The sequence below is a fragment of the Enterobacter sp. J49 genome, assembly GCF_002148625.1.
GTDB lineage: Bacteria > Pseudomonadota > Gammaproteobacteria > Enterobacterales > Enterobacteriaceae > Enterobacter > Enterobacter ludwigii.
On record NZ_MWPY01000037.1, the window covers coordinates 430,123 to 445,621 of the forward strand.

A 15,499-nucleotide genomic window follows, 5' to 3' on the forward strand; every position below is an offset into this window, starting at 1 on the left:
AAATTGCGATAATTATAGGTTTTTATTTTAAAAATGTTATTTAAATGGTTTTATGTTTTTATTTAAGCGATCTCGTCATGAATGATTATGAGAAAAATCCTAACGGCGGAGGGTTTTTTCGTCATTCGATTGGTTGTCCTGAAACATAATTCAAATAATACTTTTTCGGCGCGGTAAATCCCGTTCGCATTTAAATGGAGCTTCCAGGTTATTTATTAAATGGCACCTGGCAGTACGTTTGTTCTCAGGAGATGAAAATGAAAAAATTATTACTGGTGGCCTCTCTGGTTTCTGTATTTGCTGCTGCAAATGCTATGGCTGATGTTACGGCATCTGCCACCGCATCATGGGATGCAACGGCAACGAAAGATACAACCAGCCTGCTGGTCGTGACCCCATTGAACTCGCTGACGTTCCAGTATGCAGAGGGCCTGAATGGGTTTAACACTCAGGATGGCGCTTTTGATGTGACGATTCAGGGACAGGAAAGTGCAACCGATTTTGAACTGACTGCTCAGGTCATCAGCAATACGCTGACCAATGCAAGCGGTGATGCATCTACCCTGAATGTGGGCGTGGCATGGAATGGTCAGGCGCTGTCTAACTCTGCCGAAACCGTTCTGGTGAATGCGGCTTCCACTTCAGGTCTGGAAAGCCTGCTGGCCGATGGCGCCTATAACGGCGCTGAGCGTGTAAGCGATCAGTCCAGCTTCAAATTCTCCATCGCTTCAGCGACTTCTGACGGTTCGACTGCTGTAACTGACTATTCTGCGCTGCCGGATGGTTACTGGACGGGTGACGTAAAGGTTCAGTTCAATGCAACCTGGACCACTCCAGCGTAATGAATATTAATTCGGGAGAGGCTCTCTCCCGAATTTCTCAGGAATGCACTGATGAAGAAATATTTGCCACTCGCAGCGCTGGCAGGGATGGCTATATCCTTTTCCAGTCTGGCGATTAATGTGGGTGATATCACGTCGATAATGACGGCCGATCAAAACGCGTTATCAAAAGAAATTATCAACACCACTGATTCCGCCCGCTATGTGAGCGTTACCGTAAAAAGGCTCTCTTCACCGCTGCCTGACGGAACAGAAATGCAATTTGAAACGTCGGGAGAATTACTTTCTACACCGGCGAGCCTTATTTTACCCGGTGATGCGAAAGATGTTTTTCGCTTTTTCTATAAGGGCCCTGAAGATGACAAAGAACGTTATTACCGGCTGCAGTGGGTTGACGAACCCGTAAGCGAAAGCGCATCGACTAAGGCTGGCAAAGCCGCGATTGCGACAGCGTCGGCAGAAATCGGGACAATACTGGTCGTGGCGCCACGCAAGGAACGATTCGAATACGGTCGTGACGGGGATGTCATCACCAACAAAGGCAACGTCTCGTTTCGGGTCATTGCTTACGGAGCCTGCAAAGAGGCTTCACAGGATCGGGGACGCGGGTGTCGCGAGCGTTATTACGTCATGCCAGGTACAAAAATAAGATTGCAGAAAAGCGATGTGTCAAACAGTCGCACCCGCATTGGGATTTGGCATGGCAAGCAATTTATTACAGTGAAGTAATACACGGCGTCATTTCCGGTACCAGTAATAAAAATACCGAAAAGTAAGGATGCGTATGTCTTTTAAATATCTTATAGGAGGGAGTTTATTACTCTCTTATGCGCTAACATCAGGGGTTGCGCATTCTGCACCGGTTAAGATTGGTAATTATGTTATTCCAGGGGCATTCGCGCGTTCTCTTGAACAGGGGATGACGGTCCCCGTTTATATCCGCTACCAGGAGACGGATACAAAAAGCCAACAAAAAATTGCTGATGCGGTCATCTCGCTGGTTGAGGGAAATATCGTTGTAAAATCCATTATGGTTGCCGATCTGCCCAATAACGCGGTGCTTTCAGAGAAAACGCGCGAGATGGTGGAAAAAATAGGCGATGCGAAATTTATCGACAATACCTCTCTTGCCCTTTCGCGAGACGCACGGCTGAAATTAAACGTCTCCTCTTTTCATCTGGAGATGATTGTCAGCCGGGATGCTCTGACTGAAGCGGTGGTCGCCCGCAGTTCATTGCTGGGACCGTCCAGCGTTGATCGACTGTCTACTGTGCTGAATTACAACTTTGGCACCTATTACAATGACTACCGCAATGGCAGCAGCTCTCGCAGTTATTTAACCCTGGATAACACCACCTCGTTGAGAGAGCACCACCTCAATATCAATGGCTCGGTCTATGGTATTGGCGAGAGTAACCGCTCCAGCAAACTGTATCGTGCCATGTATGAGCGCGATTATGAGGGTTATCGTCTGGCGTTGGGCATGCTCGACACCTGGAACGTTCAGTCGATCGCCAGCCTCAATGCGCTGAATGGCGGCAAGATCTACGGCCTCAGCTACGGCAATAAAGGCAGTACGGTGGTTGAAAACACCTCCCTGTCCTTGATCCCAATAACCATATTTTTACCGTCTGCCGGTGAAGTGCATGTGTTTCGTGATGGGCGCTTGTTAAGCGTTCAGAACTTCAACATGGGCAGCTACGAAATTGACACCAGCCGGTTCCCTTACGGTGTGTATGACGTCACGGTGGATGTCGTGGTAAATGGCCGGACGGTGAACACCCGCGTCAGTCGGGTGAATAAAATTTTTGCCCGCCAGCAGGCCGCAGGCCTGCATGAAGTCGCATGGCAAATTTTTGGCGGTTCACTTGATTACGACCGCGTGAGTTATAAGCGCAATCATTACCGTGATGCCGGCAGTGAACAGACCTGGATTGCGGGTGGTGCGGCCTCGTTAACCCTGGCAATGCTCTCCGGGCTCACCCTGAAAACGACAGGCTATGGGTTTGATGACAATGCCGTCAATGAAACGGACATTACTCTTAACGTCAACGAATATGCCAGCGTCGGGACACAAACGCTGGTGGCGAACGACGGAACATGGCGCAACGTCAGCAGCGCCAGTCTTAATGCTCCAGGCGGGTTTGGATCGCTGTGGGCGTCGCGGGAAGACAGCAAAATCGGTAACCGTCTGCCGGTGCAGGAGCGGGATAACTATTCGGTTGGCGCAACATTGAACCTGAGCCGGTTTATTCCGCACGGTGGCACGTTAACGGTCAGCCAGACCGAAAACCGCTATTCCGGTAATACCTACCGAAACCTGGATTACAGTACCACCCTCTATGCGGGACGGTACGCCACAGTGGGGTTACGGGCCGGGGTACAGCGCTATTACTACAACAATACGAATGATGACGGACGTCAGGAACGCTATGTCAGCCTGGATTTATCGCTGCCGCTGGCCTCGTGGATGAGTGTCGGGGTTTCACGCGATCGTTACGGCGCAACACAGGGCAATATCAGCGCGCGTAAACAATTTGAGGATAGCGTCATTACGTCTGCAGGCATTTCCGCCTCGACTCGCCTGAGTGGAGAGCAGAACTACGACAACAATTACGCTGTAAATGGCAACCTGAGTTATGACACCCGCTATAACGGCGGTACGGTTTCGGTGACCCGTTCAGCGGACAACTCGACCAATATGAACTTCTCCTCTCAGGGTTCCGTTGCCTGGGCGGGGGGGGATTTTGGTCTGAGCAAAGAGCGACAGCGCTCGGGCATTATTGTGAAAACCGATCTTATGGGTGATGGAAAGCTGGCCGCAAAAATAAATAACCGAAATTATATTCTTAGCGGCAAATCGAGCTTTATTGCACTCCCGCCTTACGCGCAATACAAGCTGGAAATTATGAATGATAAAAACTCTGAAGACAGTTTTGACATTGTCTCCGGCCGTAAACAGGCGCTTAACCTTTACCCCGGTAACGTCGGCGTGGTGTCACCTGAGGTGAAAAGTATGGTGACCGTGTTTGGCCGGGTGCGATATCCCAATGGTGAACTGGCGTCAAATACGGACATCCATAACCACATTGGCAAAACGCGCACCGACGCGAAAGGTGAGTTCGCCATTGATATTGATAAGAAGTATCCCGTTATTACCCTGGTGTCCGCCAACGGTAATATCTGCGAAGCGGATTTAGATCTGGAAAAAGCCAGGGGCGCTGCGTGGGTAGGGGATGTTAAATGTGCACCACAAACCACGATGGCGCAGAGATAATGCTATGAAAAAAAGTGCTTCCGTTTTTATTTCGCTCCTGTTTTTGGCGGGGTTAATTCCCTTCTCCGCAAGGGCACTGACCGCCTCATCGTCAGGGGCGATCAACAACACGTTTTTATTTATCGAGAACGACATTGACGGTGAGTATTTCATTACGCCGTCCGCGTTAGATCCCCGTTTCAGCGGGTCAAATACCTGGGTTAAATACGGTACCTCCCAGGTCAGCCTCGGTTACCTGGGTTATGTCATTTGGACTGCGCCGGCTAATAATTATCAGGATATGTGGATTGATAATTCGCCCATTGATGCTCCTTTCACCGGAATACGCTGCTACCGAGGTTCGCAGTGTCCGACGACGGGCTACATTGCCGGGCAGGGGGTGGATAACAATGGTTTTTACCACGCGCAGGTTGGATCCGTGGCGGGGGTTATTGGCGGAGCGTATGGCTTTGCTTCGCTGAGCAACTCAGCCTATGAGTATTTCCGTAATATGCCGACGGGTGGCAGCGAAACCTATGTTTTTAACCGCTGCTATACCTCGGTTAACTATGATTACGCCTCAGGACAACGCTGTAAGGATCAGACAACAGGTCGCTGGAATTACATCAATTACACGTTAAACAAGCGGGGACATCTGGCGCTGGAATCAACAAGTGCCTTTCAGGAGCTGTGGATCGCCAGTGATGGAACCCCAAGCATCACAAATGATTCCGGATCCTGTGAGCTGGGTGTCGTCAGTAACGTTGATGGCGTAATTTGTAAAATGGTCAAATACAACCTTGAGCAGACGCAAAATTTGACGGCATCGTTGACGTTCAGAGCGTATATCGATTCTGCTGCACTGGGTTTTACCCCTTCCGCAACCACCGTGAAATATTCGGGAAATGGCTCGACATGGTATAACTTCAGCGCCTCGACGGCGTATTACAATGTCTTTTCGACATCTGGCCAGTATATCTATGTCTTTTTGTCGAAAACATTCCTTAAGAATCTGGTGGATGCAGGCGTCAGTATTACCAACAGCCAGCCCTTTACGTTTGCGTTTACGAATGCATTAACCCCGGAGTCAGGCTATTACCAGTTTACCCCCTCTTTGCAGCTCAATATTGTGCCGAAGGAGTATGGGATTAGCATTGTCTCATCGAATAATACGGCCTCTGCCAGTGGAAGCGGCACCATCGGAGATGACGCGCCGATCGAGATGGATTATGTCGTCACCGTATCGGGACCCCGTCAGGCTGACAGTATTACGGCCCAGGTTATCGGGGACAGCACGACAATCAACGATACCCCTTACTGCCTGTTTACGTCGGCCCAGGGGGGAATAAACGTGCCTGTCCCTGCCTATCTGCAATACAACACCGCGTCGGGAAGCCCTACTCAGGTGAGGAACAGCTGCAGTGAAAATGCCATTAGTCTGAACGATGCGTTATGGCAACAGGTGCCATGGGATGCCAACAACACGGATGATGGCAGCTTTTTCAGCACCAACTTAACGCTGCTGTTCCCGATGAATGATTCCCGCTCAGCACTGACGGTGGCTGGCGCTGACTGGGAAGGCGTGGTCAGCGCCAGTGGTGAAATCAAAGTCACCGCGAACTGGCTGGGAGTAACAAAATGATGCGCTGGCGGAAGGTCGCGGAGGGTGTGGTGGGACTCTGCATTGCGCTTTACACGCTTTCTGCCCACGCGCTGTATCTGGACTCCACGATCTATGATATCCCCGCAGAGCGGTCGTTCATTAGCAAACGTATTTACAACGACAGCCACAAACAGAATGTGTACAGCATTTCGGCGATTAAAATCGACCGTCCAGGACCGGGTGGGGAAAAGCGTCTGCCAATAGAGGACGGGGAGTTGCTGTTTACACCGCTCACGTTTTCGCTCGCCCCGGACGCCGGGGAGTATTTTAAGATCTTCTATCGCGGGCCCGAGGATGACAAAGAGCGTTACTACCGGATTCAGTTTCGCGAGATGCCGGTAACGCTGTTTGCTGAACGTCATTCAGGCAAAGCAAGTGAAGCTGTACCCGCTATTGCATTGGATACGATCCTGGTGGTGAGACCCAGAAAGCTGACGCTAGGTTATACTCTGGATGAGCAAAAAGGGGCGCTGACAAATACCGGCAATACGTTTTTCCGGATCATCGTACACAAGGGATGCCAGTCAACCGATGACGAGGCGACGATGCGCTACCTGCTGCCTGGAGAGACCTACCGAAGCAGCGCGTTAAACACTAAAAATAAAAAATTCATCGTTGCGTTGAAAAAATATATACCGATAGGCGATGGTTGTTTTAAAAATAACAGTTAAAGTTTAAAGAAACAGTTCTTATATTGCTAACTGAACTCTGGGAATATATTCTGTGCTGCGTGCTGGCACTGCCGCCGATAATAAAAGAGTTCCCGGATGAAAAAGATAATCAATGATCATATTGTATACGATTCAGAGACCAGAGCGCTAAGTGTACAGGGAGAAAGAGTGGTTCTGTCCGCTGCAACGGCTAGATTACTGGAGCTCTTTATTGCGAACAACCGCAAACAATTACATCGGGATCTGATTATAGAAGAAGTGTGGGGAAGGTATGGGTTGATCCCATCAGGTCACAGTCTGAATAAAAATGTCAGTATTTTGCGCAAAACGTTAGCAGAACTGGGAATGGATAATCTGATCGCAACTATCCCCCGAGAAGGATTTGTTTTTCAGGCGCAGATCGAAAACGTAATAGAAGATGCGTTTCCGCATAGCATCACTGCATTAACCTCCGCCACCAAACCCGGGTTAAGGCGATACGGTAAAACGATCGTTGGCGGAATGTTAGGCATCAGCCTGGTGATATCTGGCTTTGTCCTTCTGCCAAAATTATTACGAGATACCGATGGTGTCGTGCATGTACAAAAATCCGGTTCCTGTGAAATATTTACGACAGATGATAATTCAGTTGAGAAAATATCCACTTTTTTGAATTCATCCCGATGGCAGCAATTCAAATCTATCTGTAAGGGAAGAAATAAGGTCATTGTGTTTTATGATGACAATGGATTGTCTGCAGGTAATAAACTAAAGGAATCATTTTTCAGTATTTGTACGTTAGGCTCCCGGGGAGTTGCACATGCGTGCGAAAATTATGTATTTTAGTCTTGCCGTAGCGCTTGTTATCATTTTTTTGTTTTTATTTAAACGTCATGAGGTTCCGGCAGCGCTGGTATGCTCAGCGAAGAACCATCTTGTGCTCAATACGCAAAAAACAGGTATGCACATCGAAGGGGAGGTATTGCTGGTTTTCAGGATATCATCTGCTGAAGAGGGGGTATTGTCACAAGTGGGCGTGATTAATGTTAATGGGAAAAGTTACGCCATTAACCGTTCCACGATGCTTAAATTTTTAGGTAATGATAGTGACGGCTACATACGTACCCAACGGGTTTCTGTGATCAAAAATGATAATGATGATTTGCCTGATGAGATCACGGGATTAATTATGTCTAAGCAACACAACTTCTATTATAAAATAATGCATATTGCGCACAATGTGTACGGTATACGCGATTTGCGACGCACCCTGTTGGTGTGTCGGGCAGCGTAATCCTCAGAATGGGGTATCGCCTTATTATGAAATAATAACCTATGTGTCACATTGTTTATGGTTTTTTATTCTGTTAAAATCGATTTTACTATCACTAAAGTTTGTCTGAATGTGAATATAAGCGCATAAGTTTGTACTCATTTCGGACCTCAGAATTCGCTACCGATACAGCAAGAATATTCTTATCATTTCCCCTGCGCTCAGTTTTATTGCAAGGGGGATGAGCTACTACACATTATGCAATCTAAAGGCATTTTATTTGTTTTACCTTAAGTTTATGTGAATACCAGGTCAATTGTGAATACACTTTCCTGTTCGGGAAGGCTGCGTTTTACAATGAAAACGTGATGGTGATTATTATGAATAAGAAAAAGGTCTTCCTGCTAAGTTATGACATTTATCTTTTCGCCGGGCTTAGGGCTTTTTTGCCTAATCTGGTACTGGTCGACAGTCAGACATTTATATCAGAGTCAGACCTTTCTTTTCAGCAATACAACTCCTGTCTGTTAATTGTTGATAACCGGATGCCCTTTTTCCTGGTGAAGAAATGGCTACATCGTAACAGTAGCCAGTTTATCATGGTAAACAGCGTTGTTCTCAGGTTGAGCGAAAATGAGTGTATTAATCGAGGCTATGAATACAGTACCTCAATTGATGTAACACTGCATTATACGACCGTCATCGATATACTCACGCGTATACTGATGACCACCCCGCAACCGGAATCACGCGTAAAATCAGATGAGCTGGACGTTTTCGCGTTAACCGAATTTGAGGCAGACATGCTTAATGCCATGATGACGAAAGAGGGGCAGGCCGAATTCTGCCGGGCCAATTCATTGACCACAAAATCCCTGTATCGCTACCGGGATAAAATAACGCACAGGCTTGGTTTTAAAAATTTTATTGAATCTATTATTTTTCTTATCCGCAATGGTTTCCTGACTGAAAGGGATGTGGGGCAGAACAGTACGTTAATGCGCAAATCCACCGGGCGTAGTTATGATAATAATGATGCGGGGCGTCTGAGTCTGGCACTCAAAAATGATGAAATTTTACCTTATTATCAACCCGTTGTCGGTGCAGGTGGTGAACTGTGCGGTATAGAGATTTTGGCCCGCTGGCCATTAGGGCATAATTACACGATTTCGCAGCGAGAATTTATTCCGCTGGCAGAAAGTTGTGGTCTGATTAACGAACTCACCAGCTATTTAATGCATAAAGTTGCCAGTGACTTAAAGCAAAAGAGCAACGGGTTAAATACACCGCTGTTTGTGGCGTTTAATGTCAGTCCAACCACGTTAAGTAACCCGGTGTTTTATTGGGAGTGCCTCAATTTTTTAGAGCTGACAGAATCGTTACCGGTGAAGCTCATGATTGAGATTACCGAAAATCAAACGCTGGCCGTGACGCCTGCAATAAAAGAACTGATCCGTTCACTGCGTAATCGCGGGGTGATGTTTGCGCTGGATGACTTTGGTACAGGATACGCGAATTTATGCTATCTGAATGAACTCGAACTGGATGTCATAAAAATCGATAAGACCTTTATCAACGCTATACAGGCTGATAACCAACCGCTGCCGATGCTGGAATCGATTATTAATCTGGCGATGATTCTGGGGCTGCGTACCGTGGCGGAAGGGGTGGAGTACGCTTATCAGCGAGAGTGGCTTATCAGCAAACAGGTGGATTACCTGCAGGGGTATCATTTCCTGCCCCCGGTGCCGTTCGCTGATTTCCGGCGATTTGTCGAGCAAAGCCAGCCGACGACAAGAGAAGCGGCATGCAAAAAGGGCAGCGTGCTGCCAGGTAAAAAGGAAAATGTGCGTTTTAACGCGCTGTAAACGACGGAAGCCCTGCGCATTTCGAGGGCTTCCGTCGGGGCTTAACGGAACATCACCTGTGCCCAGCGGGCCAGACCTGCCGTTACGGAGCCAAAGTCATCGCCACCGGCAATCGGAATACCCGGAAGCTGTTCCGCCAGCGCTTTCTTGATAAGCGGTGAACGGGCGCTACCGCCGGTCAGGTAAATCACATCCGGCTTCTCTTTACCATTCTCCAGCGCCAGTTGCACCTGCTCGAGGATCCGCTGCAGCGGCTGGGCGAGTGCCGTTTCCAGCCCTTCCTGCGATATCGCGGTCGCCAGCTCATCACTGATAAAAGGTAATGAGACAGCGTGTTCAGCACGGTCAGAGAGGGCGATTTTGCTCTCTTCAGCGGTACGCACTACGCGATAGCTGAGACGCTGACGCCACACTTTATAGAGCAGGGCGACTTTATCCGCGTCCTGCGCGTCGCGTACCAGATCGTTCAGGAAGCGCCCGTTCGCGGTGCTGTAAAAATCACTCTGCGCCGGAACGTCGTTGATGGCGATGGCGTTCCACCAGGGCAGAATTGGCAGGGCAATGCCTTTTTCGGTTTGTCCGCCCATGCCGAGCAGCGGCATCAGGCTTTTAAATGCCAGAGCAATGTCCAGGTCGTTACCGCCTACGCGGCAGCCGCTGTGGCCCAACAGGCTGGTTTCGCGGTCACGACGCTGATGCCATTGTGGCCCCATCAGCAGTAAAGAGCAGTCGGTGGTGCCCCCGCCGATATCCACAACGAGCACGCGTTGCTCTTGCGTTAATGTGGCTTCAAAATCCAGTCCTGCCGCTACCGGCTCATACTGGAAGACCACGTCACGGAAACCGGCTCGGTGTGCGGCGCGCTCGAGGATCCCCTGCGCTTGCTGGTTAGCCTCTTCACCGCCCAGACCCTGGAAGTTGATCGGGCGACCAATAACGGCCTGCGTGATGGGATCGGGTACCTGGGTCTGCGCCTGGTTACGGATGTGCAGCATCATGGCGCACACCAGGTCTTCGAACATCGCCACCTGCTGTGGTTTTAACCCGCTGGCGCCCAGAAACGACTTCGGGGATTTAACGAAGTAAACCTCTTCCGGATCGTCAATGTAATGGCCCAGCGATGAGAGGCCAAACTGCACGCTGGAAGGGGTCACGTCGATATCTTCGTCGCGGTTAAAACTGACCGCACGGCGCAGCAGCGCCTGGGTTTCCGCCGCGGTAGCGGGAACCTGATGATGACGGAACAGCCATTCGCTGACCGCTTCGCGAGTGGGTGCGCAGAGCATTGATGGCAACAGCGTGCTCTCTTTTTCCATCTTCAGGAGCTGTGGTTGCCCGTTTTGCATAATGGCAACCGAACAGTTTGCCGTACCGTAGTCAAATCCAATAAACACGATTAGTCCCCATGCCAGTGAGAAGGGGCGAGACTTTAGCGAAATGTCTGCCTGGCGACAACAGGAATATGAAAGCAAGGCGAAACAAGACCTTTCGGTTTATGCTGAGGGGAACAAAAAAGGAGCGATGATGTATACCCTGACCTGGCAACCCCCTTACGACTGGCAATGGATGTTTGGTTTCCTTGGCGCACGTGCGGTAGCGGGCGTAGAGACCGTCACGGACCACTATTACGAGCGCAGTTTCGCCTGTGAGGGGCATCAGGGGATATTTCGCGTTACGCCGGACAGCCAAACCCCTACGCTTACCGTGACGCTCAGCCCGGGCTTGATTCCGGTTGCGCAGAGCTGTCTTGAGCGTATCGGGCGACTTTTCGATCTTGACTGCGATCCTCAGGCGATCCGCTCGACACTGGGGGATCTGGGGGCCGCTCGGCCAGGCTTACGGTTGCCGGGGGCGATGGATGCCTGGGAGCAGGGTGTGCGGGCGATACTCGGGCAACTGGTTAGCGTGGCGATGGCGGCAAAATTGGCTTCCCGCGTTGTCGCCCTGTGCGGGGAGCCGGTTGAAGACGCCCCGGGTTATCTCTGCTTCCCGACCCCGCACGCGCTGGCCGCAGCGGACCCGCTGGCGTTGAAAGCGCTTGGAATGCCGGTAAAGCGGGCGGAGTCGATCGTTCATCTGGCTCAGTCTGTGGTGGACGGGACGTTTCCGCTTTCCCCTCCTGCGGATATTGAGGCGGGAATGAAGGCCTTACAGCAGCGGCCCGGGATAGGACGCTGGACGGCAAACTACCTGGCCCTGCGCGGCTGGCAGGCGAAGGACGTTTTTCTGCCGGATGATTATCTGATCAAGCAACGTTTTGCCGGGATGACGCCTGCGCAAATTCGGCGCTACGCCCAGCGCTGGCAGCCCTGGCGCTCGTATGCGTTGCTGCACATCTGGTATACCGATGGCTGGGCGCCATCAGTTGATGGCGAAATAGCTGGTATTAAGCAGTAGATCCAACGGCTGCGGCTCGGCGATGGTGTCGCCGTAAATAAAATCAATGCCGATGCCGGAGAGCGTGTCCATCATGATGGGCTGGTTACACGGACCGGCGATGGTTTTCATGCCCAGGCGCTGGGCGTGCCCCTGAACGATCGTCACCATCATCTCATCCATCAGGTTGCCATAAACATTCGTCACCATTTCCGTATCAAGCATCAGATAATCGGCCATATTGGCGCTGAGGTGGCTAAAGACGTTCATATCGCGTCCCACCTGGCTGAGCACGACGCGGCAGCCAGCATGGCGAAGCTTTTGCAGGCCCTGCTGCAGGTTCTCATCCGGGTTACATACCACGTCGGCAGCGATAACCAGATGCAGCAGACGGCCCGGCATGGGACTCTTCTCCAGCAGGTCGACAAGTTCATCAACCAGCGTGACGCTTGCTAAACCTGCTTCAGACAGCGGAAGCGCGACCCCCATGCCTTTGTGGGCGACCTGTGCGGCGGAGGTGCGGAAAAACTCGTTGAAGATACGTCTGTCGAGGGCGTGCAACAGTTCAGGCTCCGCAAGTCCGGAGCGGAACGCATGCTCTTCCTGCACTTCGCCCTGGCTGGTCCACAGGCGTAATGAAATCAGCCAGAAGTTGCAGCTTTCCGGTATCCGTGGAGACGCGACGCTGCGGGCAATCATCATCAGGTGATTGTCTTTAATCATGTGCCACTGCTCATCAAGCGACATCATACTGCGCATGCCGTGGTCCCGTTCCTGCTGGGGTTCATAAACCGTGACGACGCCGCGTCCGCTGTTTTTCGAGGCGTAACAGGCGATATCCGCCTGTGACATGATTTCCGAAGCCTGATGGTTATTTTCATCAATCAGAGTGATACCCGCGCTGGCGCCGATCCGGTGCAGCCGTCCTTCCCACATAAAGTGATAGTCATTGATGGTGTTAATCAGGCGGCCGGTAATATAACGCGCGCTTTCGATATTGCAGTCCGGGAGCAACAACCCGAATTCGTCCCCGCCGAGACGAGCCAGCACGTCGCTGGAGCGGAGCATGGTCAACATTAATGACGAAAGCTCCCGCAGCAGAGCATCACCCGCCGCATGGCCTGCGGTGTCGTTGACGGCTTTAAAACGATCGAGATCGATAAACACCAGCGCATGACGCTGGCGTGTCTCCTGTACGGTCTGTAAGAGCCGTTTGAGGTGATTTTCGAAACTGACCCGGTTTGCGAGGTGGGTGAGGGCATCGTGCGAGGCACTGTAACTGAGCTGACGCAGCATTTTGCGCGATTCCGTCACGTCCTGAATCACGATCACGGAGCCAATGTTCTGCCCGTCCAGCGTACTGAGCGGGGTGATGCTGTAGTGGATATCGTAGTTGCCGCCGGTACGGCAGTTCAGCACCACGTCTTGGTCTATATCGGAACGGGACATATCGCCGCTGTGAATATTCTCCATCAGCGGTCCCTTTTCACCAAAGGTGATGTGCAACACTTTCAGGACAGGCTGCCCGATAGCCTCGGTCTGCAGCCAGCCGCTCATTTTCTCGGCAACCGGGTTCATAAAGGTGACATTCATGTCGATATCGGTACACAACACCGCTTCGCCGATGGAATCGAGGGTAATGTGCAAACGCTCTTTTTCCTGGAACAGCGCTTCGTTGAGTTGCTTCACCTCGGTCATGTCCATGTTGATGCCGAGCAGGCGTTCGACTTCACCCTGTTTGTTCAGTACCCGGTTCGCCAGAGAGCGTATATGGCGCACGCCTTCTTTAACACGAATGCGGAACTCAAGCTTAAACGGCAAACGTGAAATGAGGGAATCCCGGAGCACCTTTTCAGCGTGAGCGCGGTCTTCCGGGAGCATCGTTTCGTGCCAGAGCTGCCAGGTGGGCTTGATGTGCGGCGGGATCTCATACAGCTCAAACATCCGCTTATCCCAGCTGATAATGTCCGGCTCCAGATCCCACTCCCAGATGCCGATACCGCCCGCTTCGTTGGCGAGGGTGATGCGCTCCATCAGGCGTTTATTGACCCACTCGGTCTGCTTCAGGTCGTTAATATCTTCAATCTGGGCGATAAAATAGAGCGGTGAACCGTCGGTGTGGCGTACCACGGAGACGGCAAGCAGTGCCCAGACCACTTCACCATTGCGGGTGTAGTAACGCTTCTCAAGGGTGTAGGTGTTGATGTCGCCGTTGACCAGCTGCTCCAGCTGTTCGAGATCGGTATTCAAATCTTCCGGCCAGGTTAACTGCTGGAAGGTGAGGGCCTGAAGCTCCGTCTGGCTGTATCCCAGGAAGTTACACAGGGCTTTATTGGCCTGAAGCCATTGCCCCTCAATGCTGACCAGCGCCATGCCGATGGCGGAATACTCCATCGCATTACGAAAACGCGCTTCACTTTCGGTGATATGTTTGCGTTCGGCGCGAAAGGCATACATCACCATGGTCATAATATTGGCCGGCAACAGCATCATCAAAAAGGGCAGCCAGGGCGCGTTCAGCGTCACCAGCAGGTTTTGCGGCGTCATGGATGCAGGGTTACGCGTCATGATCAGCGAGACCATCATCACGGTGACCAGAAATACCAGAAACGCCTCCATTCGCGGCAGGCGCACGGCGCTCCACATAAGCAGAACGATAACGCAGGTGAAGGGCCACGGCAGCCAGGTAATCGCCATCCAACTGAGAGCCAGCGTCACGGCCATGGTGGCCAGCGTTTCCAGCAGCAATTTTGGGTTGCGGTGACGCAGCAGATAATGTGGTTTAAACAGTAACCCTAACGGCACCAGCGCCAGCGCACCAATGGCTTCTGATAACACCCAGACGAGGAAATTACGCAGCGGCTCCGGACCCGGCACCAGAAGATACACCAGCACTCCGCCAACCAGCGGTGGCACCAGCGCACTGCCGATGGACAGACGGATCCAGTCATTCAGATTCTGCAGGGGGTTATACCACGGGAGCAGTTTACGCAGTAACACCGCGCCAATCACGGCTTCAACAACGTTGATAGCGGTATAGGTCGGGTTGATCGACGACCAGGAGAAAAGCATCCACGCGGCCAGGATATTGCCAAACGAGCAGGCCAGAGCGATACCCGGCCACATCTTTCCTGCATGACGGTAAAAAGCCACCATCATGATGGCGGTAGGGAACCAGAGCGGGGCGAGCAGGGTGCCGAAGCGGGTCAGCTCCAGCGAAAATAAGGTAAAGATAAAGGTGACCAGGCCCAGACAGACAAGTCGCAATAAAGGATGTGGGGTGGTAACCAAAACCCGCTGGTATTGTTTATTCATTACCGCTTTATCCAGAGACGCCATGCCGTCAGGAGAGAAGTCCGGACGAGTGAATTTGATAATTTGGTTTATGCTAGTACAAACAATTTACAATTCATATGGCGACTGCTCATAATTTGACATCATAGACTTATTAAATAGTTACTCGGTAAAAAATCCCCGGCAAACGCTGAAAAAACGTGCGTTTAAATTTCACAAAGGGATCATTTCGTCGCTTTTCACCCTGTCTCGCAGAACCTGCGCTTTCGACTGGTAT

11 protein-coding genes are annotated in these 15,499 nt (G+C 51.1%); 9 read left to right on the plus strand and 2 right to left on the minus strand.

From position 1 onward, the window contains the following. Positions 1–257 precede the first annotated feature (257 nt). From BJP35_RS20330 to BJP35_RS20365, 8 genes are all read left to right on the plus strand, one after another. On the plus strand, positions 258–842 hold the full coding sequence (locus BJP35_RS20330; RefSeq protein WP_020883247.1) for a common pilus major fimbrillin subunit EcpA: 585 nt from the start codon (positions 258–260) through the stop codon (positions 840–842). A 51-nt stretch (positions 843–893) separates the two neighbouring features. Then, positions 894–1,571 carry a hypothetical protein gene (locus BJP35_RS20335; RefSeq protein WP_032678543.1) on the plus strand — a complete coding sequence of 226 codons (678 nt, stop codon included), beginning with the start codon at positions 894–896 and terminating at the stop codon, positions 1,569–1,571. A 55-nt stretch (positions 1,572–1,626) separates the two neighbouring features. Further along, positions 1,627–4,119 carry a TcfC E-set like domain-containing protein gene (locus BJP35_RS20340; RefSeq protein WP_047742868.1) on the plus strand — a complete coding sequence of 831 codons (2,493 nt, stop codon included), beginning with the start codon at positions 1,627–1,629 and terminating at the stop codon, positions 4,117–4,119. 4 nt (positions 4,120–4,123) lie between these two features. After that, positions 4,124–5,740, plus strand: a complete 1,617-nt coding sequence (locus BJP35_RS20345; protein WP_072255707.1) for a fimbrial protein — start codon at positions 4,124–4,126, stop codon at positions 5,738–5,740. Then, the gene (locus tag BJP35_RS20350) at positions 5,737–6,432 is read left to right on the plus strand and encodes a fimbrial protein (protein ID WP_032680624.1); all 696 of its coding nucleotides are present in this window, start codon (positions 5,737–5,739) and stop codon (positions 6,430–6,432) included. The genes BJP35_RS20345 and BJP35_RS20350 overlap by 4 nt, the downstream gene beginning before the upstream one ends. Positions 6,433–6,528: 96 nt before the next feature. Continuing rightward, positions 6,529–7,257 carry a winged helix-turn-helix domain-containing protein gene (locus BJP35_RS20355; RefSeq protein ID WP_047742866.1) on the plus strand — a complete coding sequence of 243 codons (729 nt, stop codon included), beginning with the start codon at positions 6,529–6,531 and terminating at the stop codon, positions 7,255–7,257. Continuing rightward, positions 7,232–7,705 carry a hypothetical protein gene (locus BJP35_RS20360; RefSeq protein WP_020883251.1) on the plus strand — a complete coding sequence of 158 codons (474 nt, stop codon included), beginning with the start codon at positions 7,232–7,234 and terminating at the stop codon, positions 7,703–7,705. Before BJP35_RS20355 ends, BJP35_RS20360 begins: the two co-directional genes overlap by 26 nt. A 359-nt stretch (positions 7,706–8,064) precedes the next feature. Further along, positions 8,065–9,552, plus strand: coding sequence for an EAL domain-containing protein (locus BJP35_RS20365; protein WP_047743112.1), 1,488 nt, complete (start codon positions 8,065–8,067; stop codon positions 9,550–9,552). Between the two features lie 41 nt (positions 9,553–9,593). Here the strand turns inward: BJP35_RS20365 and yegD are convergent, their stop codons facing one another. Continuing rightward, positions 9,594–10,946, minus strand: coding sequence for a molecular chaperone (gene yegD / locus BJP35_RS20370; protein WP_020883253.1), 1,353 nt, complete (start codon positions 10,944–10,946; stop codon positions 9,594–9,596). Between the two features lie 130 nt (positions 10,947–11,076). Between yegD and alkA the strand changes: the two genes are divergently transcribed. Further along, positions 11,077–11,949 carry a DNA-3-methyladenine glycosylase 2 gene (alkA, locus tag BJP35_RS20375; RefSeq protein ID WP_032681967.1) on the plus strand — a complete coding sequence of 291 codons (873 nt, stop codon included), beginning with the start codon at positions 11,077–11,079 and terminating at the stop codon, positions 11,947–11,949. Here alkA and BJP35_RS20380 read toward each other — a convergent pair. Then, complete coding sequence (locus BJP35_RS20380; RefSeq protein WP_032681969.1) at positions 11,914–15,243, minus strand: diguanylate cyclase; 3,330 nt, start codon at positions 15,241–15,243, stop codon at positions 11,914–11,916. The two genes, alkA and BJP35_RS20380, sit on opposite strands and share 36 nt — an antisense overlap. Positions 15,244–15,499 lie beyond the last annotated feature (256 nt).

What these genes read in the sequence shown, in the direction of transcription:
- BJP35_RS20360 (WP_020883251.1), top strand. Translation starts at nt 7,232, where the DNA reads ATGCGTGCGAAAATTATGTATTTTAGTCTTGCCGTAGCGCTTGTTATC.
- BJP35_RS20340 (WP_047742868.1), top strand. Translation starts at nt 1,627, where the DNA reads ATGTCTTTTAAATATCTTATAGGAGGGAGTTTATTACTCTCTTATGCG.
- BJP35_RS20350 (WP_032680624.1), top strand. Translation starts at nt 5,737, where the DNA reads ATGATGCGCTGGCGGAAGGTCGCGGAGGGTGTGGTGGGACTCTGCATT.
- BJP35_RS20380 (WP_032681969.1), bottom strand. Translation starts at nt 15,243, where the DNA reads ATGAATAAACAATACCAGCGGGTTTTGGTTACCACCCCACATCCTTTA.
- BJP35_RS20330 (WP_020883247.1), top strand. Translation starts at nt 258, where the DNA reads ATGAAAAAATTATTACTGGTGGCCTCTCTGGTTTCTGTATTTGCTGCT.
- BJP35_RS20345 (WP_072255707.1), top strand. Translation starts at nt 4,124, where the DNA reads ATGAAAAAAAGTGCTTCCGTTTTTATTTCGCTCCTGTTTTTGGCGGGG.
- BJP35_RS20365 (WP_047743112.1), top strand. Translation starts at nt 8,065, where the DNA reads ATGAATAAGAAAAAGGTCTTCCTGCTAAGTTATGACATTTATCTTTTC.
- BJP35_RS20355 (WP_047742866.1), top strand. Translation starts at nt 6,529, where the DNA reads ATGAAAAAGATAATCAATGATCATATTGTATACGATTCAGAGACCAGA.
- BJP35_RS20335 (WP_032678543.1), top strand. Translation starts at nt 894, where the DNA reads ATGAAGAAATATTTGCCACTCGCAGCGCTGGCAGGGATGGCTATATCC.
- alkA (WP_032681967.1), top strand. Translation starts at nt 11,077, where the DNA reads ATGTATACCCTGACCTGGCAACCCCCTTACGACTGGCAATGGATGTTT.